Source organism: Stenotrophomonas sp. GW821-FHT02D01, assembly GCF_059421765.1.
Genome location: NZ_JBWKVP010000003.1, coordinates 225,928 through 237,695, shown reverse-complemented (window position 1 = coordinate 237,695; position 11,768 = coordinate 225,928). Strand labels below are relative to the sequence as shown.

Here is an 11,768-nt window from a genome sequence, read left to right as displayed (position 1 = left end):
AGCCGCATCTACGATAGTGATGGCCATCCCATTCCACGCCGAGGGTCCATGCCCCACTCCCTCGCCCGCCCGCAGCGATGGCGCCGTCACGGCCGCAAGCTGCTGCCGTACCTGCTGGGCCTGTATCTGCTGTACCTGTTGGCAGGCAATGTTTTCCTCAATACGCCGCTGTTCGATCAGGTCACCAACCGCAAGCCGCACAAGTTCGTGATGACCACTGGCCCGGCGATCACGCTGCTGCCGGGGCATGTCATCGCCTGGAATGTGCAGATGCGCGGCCACGTCAATCACACGGTGTATGTGCTGCGCGCAGACCGCGCCAGTGCACGCTTGGCATTGCTGCCGCTGTTCCAGCGCGAGGTGCGCGTGCCGTCGCTGCACGCGACCGGGGTGGCCGCCGAGATCGCGCGCGTGGAGGAGGCCATTCCCTCACCACCGCGCGGCGATCGCGGCTGGACGTTGCGGTTCGATGCCATTCATAGCGAAACCATCCGCAGCGTCCGCGTGGGCAAGCTGTTGATCGTTGGCCAGGGCAGCGGCACGGTCGGTTTCCTGAAGCAGCTGCGTGGTGGTCCCTCGGAACTGCTGGACTCGGAGGTGGCGTTCGCTGATGCCGACGTCAGCCTTGACGGCACCCAGCTGCTCGGCGACATGCAGCTGAAGACGCAGTTCTCCTACCCACGGCATTACCGCGACCAGGCACCCGGGCTGGCAAAGCTGGGGCTGCTGCATGCCGTGCTGGAGGTGCAGGCGCGCAGCCAGGGCCTGCGCCTGGATACGGACACGCAACGTCCTTCCATTGCCAGCGCCGCCGTGCCGGGGCAGCTGCAGGCCGCGATCACCCTGGACCAGGGCGCGCTTCAGCCCGGCAGCCATGCGGTCTGGCGGGTTCCCCTGCAGATGGGAGCTGGCGCCCCCGACCGCGGAACGCTGGCAGTGCAGCTGGATGCCGCCCGCGATATCCGCCTGCAGGCGCGATTGCCGCAGCGCGAGGGCACAGGCGCTGCGCTGGACGCGGATCTGACCATCACCGGGCGGCACATTCCATTCGCCGAACCCGGCGAGATGCTGGGCCGCACCTCCGGAACGGTCAAGGGCGAATGGACCTTCACCTCGCTCAACTGGATTCCCGCACTGTTCGTGCAGAAACCCTGGTTCCAGTTGCAGGGCGGTGGCGTGCTGCGCGCCGACCTGCGCCTGCAGAACGGCGAGCTGGCCGCTGGCAGCAGCGTCGATATACCTGCAGCGCGGGCGGTGGCCGAAGTGGCCGGCGTGCACATGCAGGGAACGGCCAGCGCCCATGGCCAACTGCAGGCCGGGACGCCGACGCACGCCGTACTGGCAGTGAAGCTTCCCACGTTCAATGCGCGTGCAGGCGGCGCCAAGGGTGCCACGCTGTTCGATGGGCGCGACCTGGCACTGACACTCACCGGTGACGGTCGCCTGCGCGAGCTGCGCAAGGGCGTGCGCGCGCAGCTGCGCTTCGATGACGCAAGCATTCCAGACCTCACCGCCTACAACCGCTACCTGGGCAACGGCCAGGTGCGGCTGCTGGGAGGCGCTGGCCAGGTGAGCGGCGACGTTGAACTGGATACCCAAGGCCGGGTTGGCAATGGCAGTGTCCGCCTGCGCAGCCAACGCGCACGCCTGCAGGTGGCCGGGCTTGGCCTGCAAGGCGACGCCCGCGTTGATGGCAGGCTGCGGCGTGGCGATTTCAGCCAGCGCCGCTTCGATCTGGGCGGCAGCGTGATCGAGCTGCGCAACGTGCAGGTGGGTGAGCAGCAGCGTTCACAGCCGTGGTGGGGCCGGGTCACCATCGCCCGCGGTGACATCGATGCGCAGTCACCGTTCCAGGTGGACGCACGCGCGGATCTTGCCATGCGCGACGCGGGCCCGCTGCTGGCGCTGTTTGCCGAGCGCAGCGATTACCCGCGCTGGGCATTGTCGCTGCTCGACTCCGGCCAGGTGGATGCGCATACCCGCCTGCGCTGGCGCGCCGGGCATCTGGTACTGGATGGACTGCAGGCGGAGAACGAGCGCCTTTCGCTGCGTGCGCGGCTGGATCTGCTGGACCAGCGCAAGCGTGGCGACCTCTACCTTCGCTGGGGCCTGCTGGGTGCCGGCATCGAGCTGGATGGGCAGCGCCGCCAATGGCATCTGGCCGGTGCGCGGGAATGGTTCGACGGTCGGCCCGCGTTGCTGCCCGGTGCTGCAGCGGCCAGCGACGGTGGCACGGCGGACTGACCCGAAGGCTGCATCCAGTCGCGACGCCTTTACGTACAACGCACTACCGCAGTTCGCGATAGTGCAGGAGGAAAGACACCGTGAATGTCCGCAGGCAAGCAGTTGGCCTTCTGGGCTGGGCCATCGTCACTTTTCTGGCGGCCGCACTGGGCGCGCGTGCCTCGATCTCGGCAGCGGATTTCTACGCAAGCCTGACGTTGCCGGCATGGGCACCGCCGGCCAGCGTGTTCGGTCCGGTGTGGACGGTGCTGTACGCATTGATGGCGCTGGCGGCGTGGCTGGTGTGGCGCCAGGGCGGATGGCGCGCGGCCGCGCCTGCGCTGGCACTCTATCTGCTGCAGCTGGCCCTCAACGTGCTGTGGAGCTGGCTGTTCTTCGGCTGGAAACAGGGGGCGTTGGCGTTCGCTGACATCGCACTGTTGCTGGCGCTGATCGTGGCCACGATCGTCGCCTTCCATCGCGTGCGTCCGGCGGCGGCATGGCTGCTGCTGCCTTACCTGGCATGGGTGACGTTTGCCAGTGCGCTCAACTACGCGGTGTGGCAGGCCAATCCGGCCGCGCTTTAGCCGGGCAATGCCTGAGAGCCTTGCGCTGCGGGCCGCCACTGGCGCAGCGCGCTGCCCCTGAAGGCCTGCTCACCGCAGCCGGTCGGGCAGCGCAGTACACGCGCGGCAGACGTGCTGACAAGCCCATCGCCCTCCTGCGCCTTGAATACGACCTCGCAGCACAGGCAGCGCGCCACCAGCGAATACAGATGGACGATGCGGCCGCTGCCGGGATCCTGCAGTGCATTGACATCCAGCAGGTCGAAGCGGCCGTTCTCAGGCGCTGGGCGCGATGGGCGAAGCAGGGAAGACGATGGATGCAGGTTCACGTCGATGCGTCACAGAAGGATGAGCGACGACTGTAGTAGGCGCGATGTGCAGCAGATGTGCACCGCACCCATCAGGCTGCAGCAGCGCCACCCAGTCGGTTGATCTGCGCACATTCCAGCACCGGCGGCGGCTCCGGCATCGTCGCCAGCACGATCATCGCGCGGCCGATGGCTTCGTTGCTGGTCACCAGTGAGGGCAGGACGCGGCCCGCCGCCGCCATCAGGGGGCCGCCAAAGCGATACAGCGGCTTCAACGCCGCATGACGGGTGCCGGTGCCCGCCACCGGGCGCACCCCGGCAGGACGCAGCATGACGGTGCGCACCGCGAGCTGCGCCAATGCGGCCTCGGTCTCGCCCTTGATGCGCAGGGGCATGATCCGGCTGTGGGGATTGGCATGGGCGCCGGAGACATACAGGAACCGGCCGTCCGGATTCGCCTCGGCCCATGCTGCAGCCACGGCGAGGGTGGCATCGAGCGTCACCTTCCGATACTCGTCCTCGGCGGTGCCGACCGGCGGTGCTCCGGCACAATAGAAACACGCATCGAATCCGGCCAGCTGCGGGCCCACACCACGGGCATGCTGGAAATCGGCCAGCACGATCTGCTCGATACGCGCGTCAAGGGGGGCCTTGCCGCGGACCAGGGCGGCGGTGCGCGCCACCTGCGGCGAAGCGAGGCAGGCACGGGCAACGCCCTGCCCGACCAGTCCGGTCGCGCCGGTCAGCAGAATCCGCAGCGGGCGTGTTTCGTACATGCGTTGACCTTGAGGAAGCCTAGAGTTTCACGAAGCGCTGGATCCGGCGGGCCAGCCAACCACTGAATACCAGCGGCGCATCCAGCGCGGAAACGCAGATGCACGGTACGCCCGGCGCCGTTACCGGCTGGTGCTCGACCTCCTCGTCCAGGTCGGCCACATCGCCGGGCGCGAAAAGACCCAGCGCATCATTGTAGGAACCCCGCAGGATCTGTGTCAGTTCGCTGCGTCCATGGCTGTGCATCGGCAGGCATTTGCCCGGCGCGATCTTCAGCATGATCAGCGACGGCATCTGCTCGGCACGGATGCAATGCACTCCCGGCGCCATCCAGCGCCAGTGCAGCCGGCCCAGCGAATCGCCGAAGTACGGATGCAGCGACGTCGGCAGATGGTCCGGATCCGCCTCGGGGCGTTCGCGCGGCATCGACCGCAGCGGGCCTGGCACCGCGTCGGCCTGGACCTCGACGAGCTGCGCAAGCATCGCTTCGCGCAGGCCCGCCCGCCGCGCCTCGTCCGCCACGGGCTGGGTCTGCTCCAGCAGTGCGGCACCGATGGCCTCCGCTTCGCGCAGCCGCTGGCGGCAGTGCGGGCACTGCTCCAGATGGGTGCCGGCGACGATGCTCAACGGTGCCGGCAGAGCACCGGCGGCGTAGCTCATCAGCGTCGACTCATGCAGGTGGTGGTGCGGATTCATGGTGCACCCCCGACCTTCGACTGCAACTGCAGGAACGCTCGTCGCAGGTGTGATTTGACCGTGCCCAGCGGCATGCCCAGCGCCTGCGCGATCTCGCTGTGGCTCTTGGCCTCGAAGTAGGACATGCGAACCAGACGCGCCTGCGTGGCCGGCAGTTCATTGATGCGCTGGCGCAGGCGGGCATGGTCGGCAAACTGCTCGGCGCTGCTGCGCTCGCCGACGTCGGCGGCAGCGGCGTCTTCCACGGCTTCCTGCACCTGCATCCAGCTGCGTTCGCGACGCACGCGGTCGATGTGCAGGTTGCGGCCGATGCGATACAACCAGGTGCTCAGCGCACCTTGGGCAGGATCGAACTCGGCCGCGCGCAGCCACAGGCGCAGCAGGCATTCCTGGGCCAGCTCTTCGGCCACCGCTGCGGGTGCCCCAAGGCCACGCAGATAAATGCACAGGCGCGGCATGAAATGGTCGTAGATGCGCATGAAGCAGTCACGATCGCGCAGCCGGGCGACGCCATCCATCTCGCCGTTCCAGTTCGTTGGCTCGTTGCTGGGCTGCTGTGAACTGGACACGATCCGCGCGGTGTCGAAGGGATGGGAGGGACTGGCGGGAGGACGGTACATCGGCGGGGGCTGCCGTTGGGTGAAGAGGAGTCCTTCCCTCTACGCACGGTGGCGCCTGTTGGATGCACCCGGGATGGGTGCCAACGTGCATCCAGCCGGCGCCGTCGCGCGTACAGGCCCGCAAGCCTCCCATGGATCGCCCCGATGCGTCTTGCCTGGTTGCTGCTCTGCATGCCCTGCGCCGCTTCGGCCGCGCCGCTGCTGCGTTCGGAGGGCGTGGCCACCCTGGCCAACGGAGTCATTGCCTACCGCGAAGTGCATTGGCAGCGCGGCGCCGGCGATGGCAGCGAACGCTGGGTGGAATACCTTTGCCCTGCGGGCCAACCTTTCGCCCGCAAGCAGATGCCCGCCGCCACCCGGCCGCAGGTGCGGGGCTATGTGCTGCAGGACGCCCGCAGCGGCCAAGCGGCCGATGTGAGGGTCGACCCCGGCGTGGTCCGGGTCGACTGGAAGGAGGACACGTCCACGCCTTCCCGAACCAGGCAGCTGCCGCTGCCCCCGGATGCCGTGATCGACGCCGGCTTCGATGCCGCCGTGCGGGCCCACTGGCGGACGCTGCAGGGTGGAGCACCGGTCAGCCTGCCTTTTCTGGTGCCCGGCCGGCAACGCTTCTACCCCGTGCAGGTGCAGTACCAGGGCCCGGTGCGCTGGCAGGGGCTTTCCGCCCATGCGGTGAATGTCCGCCTTGATACCTGGTTCGGCGCGGTGGCCCCACGTCTGTCGCTGGTCTACGCCGATGCTGATCGCCGCCTGCTCGAGTTCCGTGGTACCAGCAACCTGCGCGATGCACGTGGCGATTATCCGCAGGTGACCGTGCGCTTCGCCGCGCCCGCAACCGAGCAGCCGGCGCAGCGCTGGCGCACTGAGCTGCAGCGACCGCTGGTAGCGCGCTGTGATGTTACGACCAGGTGAACATGCAGTCTGATGCAATCCACTGCATCCAACCTGCACTGCAACGCGTATAGGTAGGCAATCGACTCCCTCGGGCTTCCGTCCATGGCATCCGCAGCGCCTCCACTCCGCAGACGTTCGCGCCTGTTGCGCACCTTCCAGCGCTGGTTCGACACCGATGCCGGAAGCGAAGCGGCGATCGACGGCAGCCAGGGTGACCGCATCGACTGGCTGCGCGCCCTGCCCTTCGCGCTGCTGCACGTGGCCTGCCTCGGGGTGATCTGGGTGGGCGTGTCCTGGACAGCGGTTGCCGTCGCAGTGTTCCTGTACGCGATCAGGATGTTCGCCATCACCGCGTTCTATCACCGCTACTTCTCGCACCGGACGTTCGAGGCATCGCGCACCGTGCAGTTCGTGTTCGCGGTCATCGGCGCCGCCAGCGTGCAGCGTGGCCCGCTCTGGTGGGCAGCGCACCACCGCCACCACCACCGCCACGCCGATCAACCGCAGGACCCGCATTCCCCGCGCCAGGGCGGGTTCTGGCACAGCCATATGGGTTGGTTCCTCACCCGTAGTGCCTTTGCCACCGATCTGCAGCGCATTCCCGATCTGGCCCGCTACCCCGAGCTGCGCTGGCTGGACCGGTTCGACACCGTGGTTCCGGTGTTGCTGGCCGCTGCGCTGTATGGCGTGGGTGCGGTGCTCGAGCGTGTGGCGCCAGGCCTGCATACCTCCGGCCCGCAGCTGCTGGTCTGGGGCTTCTTCATCTCCACCGTGGTGTTGTTCCACGCCACGGTCACCATCAATTCGCTGGCGCACCGATTCGGCCGACGCCGCTTCGAGACCCGTGATGACAGCCGCAACAACCTCTGGCTGGCGCTGCTGACCTTCGGCGAAGGCTGGCACAACAACCATCACTTCTTTCCCGGCACCGCCCGCCAGGGCTTCCGCTGGTGGGAGATCGACATCAGCTGGTATGGCCTGCGCGCAATGGCTGCGCTGGGCCTGGTGAAGGGCCTCAAGCCCATCCCGGCCTGGGTACTGGCCAAGGCGAGGCACTGACATGCGTATCGCGGTCATCGGTTCCGGCATCGCGGGTCTGGCCAGTGCGTGGTGGCTGGACGGCGAGCATGACGTCACCCTGTTCGAGGCCAACGACTATCTGGGCGGCCACACCCACACCCACGAGGTGACAGTGGACGGCCGCAGGATGGCGGTCGACACCGGGTTCATCGTCTTCAATCCGCACCATTACCCGCTGCTGTCGGCGTTGTTCGACGAACTTGGCGTGGACTCGCAGCCCACCACGATGAGTTTCTCGATGCACAGCGAGCGCAGCGGCGTGGAGTACAACGCCACATCGCTCGATGGCCTGTTCTGCCAGCGCCGCAACCTGCTCTCACCGCGTTTCTGGGGAATGCTGGCCGACCTGCGGCGCTTCTATCGCGACGCGCCCCTGCTGCTGGGCGAGGAGCAGGGCCCCACGCTGGGCCAGTACCTGCACAGCCAGCGCTATGGCGAAGCGTTCGTGCAGGAGCATCTGCTGCCGATGGCCTCGGCGCTGTGGTCCTCGCCGACCGCGCAGGTGCTGGACTTCCCGGCCCGTTACCTGGTGCAGTTCATGGCCAATCACCAGATGCTGCAGATGACCGGGCGCGCGCCCTGGCGCGTGGTCAAGGGCGGCTCGGCGCGCTACGTGGACGCCCTGCGTGCGCGCTGGCGGGTGCATGAGCGGCTGGAATGCCCGGTGCATGCGGTCGAGCGCATGCCCTGGGGTGCACGCGTACACACCGCAACCGGCATTGAAGGCTTCGATGAAGTGATCCTGGCCTGCCATAGCGACCAGGCCCTTGCCCTGCTGGCCGACGCCGATCCGATCGAGCATGCGGTGCTCGGCGCGATCCGCTACCAACCCAACGAGGCCGTACTGCACACCGACGCCTCCCTGCTGCCCGCCAACCGCAAGGCGTGGGCGGCCTGGAACGCGCATGTACCGCGCGACCCCACCGCACCCTGCACGGTCAGCTACTGCATGAACCTGTTGCAGGGGCTGCCCGGTGATACGCCGCTGGTGGTGACCCTCAACCGCAGCGAGGCCATCGATCCGGCCAAGGTGCTGCGCCGTCTGCAGTACGCGCATCCGGTGCATGATCCGGCTGCGGTGGACGCGCAGCGGCGCTGGGCCGAACTGCAGGGCCGGCGGCACACCTGGTTTGCGGGTGCGTACTGGGGCTGGGGCTTCCACGAAGATGGAATCCGCAGTGCCCGCCGCGTAGTGGATGCGCTGCAACTGCGCAATGCCGGCGCGCCGCCTCCCCTGCAGGTGGAGGTGGCCGCGTGAGCGCCAGCGCCCTCTACTTCGGGCAGGTGGTGCACCGCCGGCACCATCCGCATCCGCATGCCTTCCGCTACCCCATCGCGCAGCTGCTGCTGGACCTGGACGAGTTGGACCAGGTATTTGCCGGGCGCTGGCTGTGGTCGGTCGGGCGCCGCAACCTGGCAGAGTTCCGCCGCAGCGACTATCTCGGCGATCCCAGGACATCGCTTGCAGACGCCGTGCGTGACCATGCCGCGACCGTGCTGGGGCGGCGCCCGGACGGCCCGGTGCGGCTGTTGGCGCACCTGCGCTTCGGTGGCCACGTGTTCAATCCGGTCAGCTTCTATTACTGCTATCGGGCCGACGGCAGCACCCTGGACTGCATCGTCGCCGACATCACCAACACGCCGTGGAAGGAACGGCACGCCTATGTGCTGCCTGTTGAAAGCGCACAGCCGCAGGGGCGTGCCCTGCGCTGGCAGTTCGACAAAGCCTTCCACGTTTCCCCCTTCATGCCAATGGATTGCCGCTACGACTGGCGCTTCACCGCGCCCGGCGATGACCTGCGCGTGCATATGCAGGTCTGGCGCGACGGTGTCCGGCAGTTCGATGCCACCCAGGCCATGCAGCGACGCCCGCTCGATGGCCGCGGCCTGGCCCGGGTACTGGCGTTCTACCCGTTGATGACCGTGCAGGTGGTAGCCGCCATCCACTGGCAGGCACTGCGCCTGTGGCTGAAGCGCAATCCCGTGCATGACCACCCCGCTCTTGCCGAGAAACCGCGATGAACGAGCTGAATCCTTCCGTTGCCCTGCCCCGCCCCGGCGCGGTGGACGCATTCCTGCGCCGGAGGCTGCTGGCGGTACTGGCGCCGCTGCGCGAAGGCGGGCTGCGGGTGCGCGACCCCTTGGGCGAGGTCGTCCTCGGTGATCGTGCCGGCGCACTGCAGGCCACGGTGACCATCAGCGACATGGCGTTCTACCGCAAGGTGGCCGCGCAGGGCAGCGTCGGCGCGGGTGAGAGCTACATCCACGGCGATTGGCACTGCGATGACCTGGTGGCCCTGGTGCGGCTGCTGGTACGCAACCGCGACCTGCTGGATGGCATGGAACGCGGGCCGGCGCGGATCGGTGGCTGGCTGCTGCGCGGCTGGAACCGCCTGCGGCGCAACAGCCGCGAAGGCAGTCGCCGCAACATCGCCGCCCACTACGATCTGGGCAATGACTTCTTCGCGCTGTTCCTGTCGCCGGACCTGATGTACTCCTCGGCGGTGTTCAGCGATGCCGGCGACTCGCTGGAAACCGCCTCGCGCCGCAAGCTGGACCGCATCTGCCAGCAGCTGCAGCTGCAACCCGGTGATCGCGTCGTCGAGATCGGTACCGGCTGGGGCGGGTTCGCCCTGCATGCCGCCCAGCACTACGGCTGCCATGTGACCACCACCACCATCTCCGCCGAACAGCACGCGCTTGCCGCCCAGCGTGTGGCCGAGGCGGGCCTGCAGGAGCGCGTGACCCTGCTGATGCAGGACTACCGTGATCTGCAGGGCCAGTTCGACAAGCTGGTGTCGATCGAGATGATCGAGGCCATCGGTGCCGAGTATCTGGACACCTACATGGCCACCCTGCAGCGGCTGCTGAAGCCCGATGGCGTGGCCCTGCTGCAGGCCATCACCATCGAGGACCAGCGCTACGAGCAGGCGCGTCGCAGCGTGGACTACATCAAGCGCTTCGTGTTCCCCGGCAGTTTCATTCCCTCGATCAACGCCATCCTGGCCGCCAAGACCCGGGCCTGCGACCTGCAGCTGATCGCCCAGCAGGATTTCGGCCACTCCTATGCACTCACCCTGCGCGCCTGGCGGCAGCGCTTCCTGGCGCAGTTGCCGGCGGTACGTGCGCAGGGTTTCGATGACCGCTTCTGCAGGCTGTGGGAGTTCTATCTGGCCTACTGCGAGGGCGGCTTCCTCGAGCGCTCGATCGGCGTGTCCCATCTGCTGCTGGCACGGCCGGGCTACCGTCCCGAGGCGGACGTCCATGGCCAACGGGCCAGCTGACATGCGCCGCACCTGGGTCAACGTAATCGGCAACCAGCTGGTATGGCTGTGCGCCGTTGCCGGAGCCGGCCGCGGCTGGCAATGGCCGGCCCTGCTGTCGGCCACACTCTATGTCGGCAGCCAGTTGCTTGCCTCGACGCGGCCACGCCTGGAGCTGCGCCTGCTGTTGCTCGCGCTGGGGTGTGCCTGGCTGGTGGATGGCAGCGCTGCAGCCAGCGGTGCTGTGCAGTACGCCGCCGCACCGCTTGGATGGGTGCCGCCACCGTGGATTTTCGCGCTGTGGGCGGCCTTTGCGATGACGCTGACGGCGTCGATGGCGTTCCTGCAGCGGCACTGGATGCTGCCGGTGGCCCTGGGCCTGCTGGCGCCGCTGGCGTATCTGTCCGCGGCGCGGGGTTTCCAGGCCGTACATTTCACCGCCCCGGCCTGGCTGGGCGTGGCAACACTGGCGCTGGGCTGGTGCGTGGCACTGTCGCTGCTGTGCGCCGTCGCCCGTCGCGGAACGCCCAGCAATCGTGACACCCCATTGATCGGAGCAGCCTGATGAGCATTCTGTGGTGGGTACTGCTGTACGCCGTGCTGATCATGGCCTGGGGTTGGACCTGGCAGCGCAGGCACCGCAACATCGGCATCGTCGATGTCCTGTGGGCGAAGGGCGTGGCGGCAGGCGCGCTGCTGCTTGCATGGCTGGGCGATGGCGCGCTGCAGCCACGCATCGCACTGGCCGTGCTCGGTGGCCTGTGGGGAAGTCGTCTCGCCCTGCATCTGTGGCGCCGCGTACGCAGCGAGGAAGAAGACGGTCGCTACCGCTATCTGCGCGAACACTGGCACGGACACCAGGGCAGGATCTTCGGCTTCTTCATGGCGCAGGCGCTGTTGGTGGTGCTGTTTGCGCTGCCGTTCACGGCCGTGGCCGGCAATCCCCACAGCGACATGCCTGGCTGGATCGCAGCGGCGGTCGTCGTGTGGCTGCTCAGCGTGGGCGGCGAAGCACTGGCAGACCGTCAGTTGGCACGCTTCCGCGCCGACCCGGCGAACAGGGGCCGGACCTGCCGCCAAGGACTGTGGCGGTACACGCGCCATCCCAATTACTTCTTCGAGTGGCTGCACTGGTTCACCTATGTACTGCTGGCAGCCGGCTCACCCTTGTGGTGGCTGGCCTGGTCCGGGCCGGTGCTGATGTACGTGTTCCTGCGCTACCTCAGTGGCGTTCCCTTCACCGAGAAACAGGCGCTGCGCAGTCGAGGCGATGACTATCGCGACTACCAGCGCAGTACCCCGATGTTCTTCCCCTGGTTTCCGCGCAACCCCAAGGAGTGATCC

General features: G+C 67.8%; 13 protein-coding genes. 9 read left to right on the top strand and 4 right to left on the bottom strand.

From position 1 onward, the window contains the following. Positions 1-48 precede the first annotated feature (48 nt). The gene (locus AC07UW_RS08560; RefSeq protein WP_336028656.1) at positions 49-2,244 is read left to right on the top strand and encodes an AsmA family protein; all 2,196 of its coding nucleotides are present in this window, start codon (positions 49-51) and stop codon (positions 2,242-2,244) included. A gap of 80 nt (positions 2,245-2,324) precedes the next feature. Next, positions 2,325-2,810: a TspO/MBR family protein gene (locus AC07UW_RS08555; RefSeq protein WP_336028657.1), complete on the top strand. Its 486-nt coding sequence runs from the start codon at positions 2,325-2,327 to the stop codon at positions 2,808-2,810. Here AC07UW_RS08555 and AC07UW_RS08550 read toward each other — a convergent pair. The 4 genes from AC07UW_RS08550 to AC07UW_RS08535 form a co-directional block, all read right to left on the bottom strand. Further along, positions 2,807-3,112, bottom strand: coding sequence for a hypothetical protein (locus AC07UW_RS08550; protein ID WP_312400485.1), 306 nt, complete (start codon positions 3,110-3,112; stop codon positions 2,807-2,809). The two genes, AC07UW_RS08555 and AC07UW_RS08550, sit on opposite strands and share 4 nt — an antisense overlap. Positions 3,113-3,189: 77 nt before the next feature. Then, positions 3,190-3,873: an NAD-dependent epimerase/dehydratase family protein gene (locus AC07UW_RS08545; protein WP_140225041.1), complete on the bottom strand. Its 684-nt coding sequence runs from the start codon at positions 3,871-3,873 to the stop codon at positions 3,190-3,192. A gap of 19 nt (positions 3,874-3,892) precedes the next feature. Beyond that, positions 3,893-4,567: a ChrR family anti-sigma-E factor gene (locus AC07UW_RS08540; protein ID WP_025874475.1), complete on the bottom strand. Its 675-nt coding sequence runs from the start codon at positions 4,565-4,567 to the stop codon at positions 3,893-3,895. Further along, positions 4,564-5,187, bottom strand: a complete 624-nt coding sequence (locus tag AC07UW_RS08535) for a sigma-70 family RNA polymerase sigma factor (RefSeq protein ID WP_025874474.1) — start codon at positions 5,185-5,187, stop codon at positions 4,564-4,566. Before AC07UW_RS08535 ends, AC07UW_RS08540 begins: the two co-directional genes overlap by 4 nt. Before the next feature lie 144 nt (positions 5,188-5,331). Between AC07UW_RS08535 and AC07UW_RS08530 the strand changes: the two genes are divergently transcribed. From AC07UW_RS08530 to AC07UW_RS08500, 7 genes are all read left to right on the top strand, one after another. Further along, positions 5,332-6,099, top strand: coding sequence for a hypothetical protein (locus AC07UW_RS08530; RefSeq protein WP_336028665.1), 768 nt, complete (start codon positions 5,332-5,334; stop codon positions 6,097-6,099). Positions 6,100-6,183: 84 nt separating this feature from the next. Beyond that, positions 6,184-7,140, top strand: a complete 957-nt coding sequence (locus AC07UW_RS08525; protein ID WP_336028666.1) for an acyl-CoA desaturase — start codon at positions 6,184-6,186, stop codon at positions 7,138-7,140. A 1-nt stretch (position 7,141) separates the two neighbouring features. Continuing rightward, positions 7,142-8,419, top strand: coding sequence for an NAD(P)/FAD-dependent oxidoreductase (locus AC07UW_RS08520; RefSeq protein WP_134832606.1), 1,278 nt, complete (start codon positions 7,142-7,144; stop codon positions 8,417-8,419). After that, complete coding sequence (locus AC07UW_RS08515) at positions 8,416-9,183, top strand: DUF1365 domain-containing protein (protein ID WP_033831169.1); 768 nt, start codon at positions 8,416-8,418, stop codon at positions 9,181-9,183. The genes AC07UW_RS08520 and AC07UW_RS08515 overlap by 4 nt, the downstream gene beginning before the upstream one ends. Further along, positions 9,180-10,445 carry a class I SAM-dependent methyltransferase gene (locus AC07UW_RS08510; RefSeq protein WP_495211842.1) on the top strand — a complete coding sequence of 422 codons (1,266 nt, stop codon included), beginning with the start codon at positions 9,180-9,182 and terminating at the stop codon, positions 10,443-10,445. Before AC07UW_RS08515 ends, AC07UW_RS08510 begins: the two co-directional genes overlap by 4 nt. A gap of 1 nt (position 10,446) precedes the next feature. Continuing rightward, positions 10,447-10,989 carry a DUF2878 domain-containing protein gene (locus AC07UW_RS08505; RefSeq protein ID WP_025874468.1) on the top strand — a complete coding sequence of 181 codons (543 nt, stop codon included), beginning with the start codon at positions 10,447-10,449 and terminating at the stop codon, positions 10,987-10,989. After that, positions 10,989-11,765, top strand: a complete 777-nt coding sequence (locus AC07UW_RS08500; protein WP_301863566.1) for a DUF1295 domain-containing protein — start codon at positions 10,989-10,991, stop codon at positions 11,763-11,765. The genes AC07UW_RS08505 and AC07UW_RS08500 overlap by 1 nt, the downstream gene beginning before the upstream one ends. Positions 11,766-11,768: the final 3 nt, after the last annotated feature.

Bases quoted from the DNA above. Each gene is read 5' to 3' on its own strand.
- AC07UW_RS08560 (WP_336028656.1), top strand. From the start codon at position 49: ATGCCCCACTCCCTCGCCCGCCCGCAGCGATGGCGCCGTCACGGCCGC.
- AC07UW_RS08545 (WP_140225041.1), bottom strand. From the start codon at position 3,873: ATGTACGAAACACGCCCGCTGCGGATTCTGCTGACCGGCGCGACCGGA.
- AC07UW_RS08540 (WP_025874475.1), bottom strand. From the start codon at position 4,567: ATGAATCCGCACCACCACCTGCATGAGTCGACGCTGATGAGCTACGCC.
- AC07UW_RS08535 (WP_025874474.1), bottom strand. From the start codon at position 5,187: ATGTACCGTCCTCCCGCCAGTCCCTCCCATCCCTTCGACACCGCGCGG.
- AC07UW_RS08530 (WP_336028665.1), top strand. From the start codon at position 5,332: ATGCGTCTTGCCTGGTTGCTGCTCTGCATGCCCTGCGCCGCTTCGGCC.
- AC07UW_RS08525 (WP_336028666.1), top strand. From the start codon at position 6,184: ATGGCATCCGCAGCGCCTCCACTCCGCAGACGTTCGCGCCTGTTGCGC.
- AC07UW_RS08520 (WP_134832606.1), top strand. From the start codon at position 7,142: ATGCGTATCGCGGTCATCGGTTCCGGCATCGCGGGTCTGGCCAGTGCG.
- AC07UW_RS08510 (WP_495211842.1), top strand. From the start codon at position 9,180: ATGAACGAGCTGAATCCTTCCGTTGCCCTGCCCCGCCCCGGCGCGGTG.
- AC07UW_RS08505 (WP_025874468.1), top strand. From the start codon at position 10,447: ATGCGCCGCACCTGGGTCAACGTAATCGGCAACCAGCTGGTATGGCTG.
- AC07UW_RS08500 (WP_301863566.1), top strand. From the start codon at position 10,989: ATGAGCATTCTGTGGTGGGTACTGCTGTACGCCGTGCTGATCATGGCC.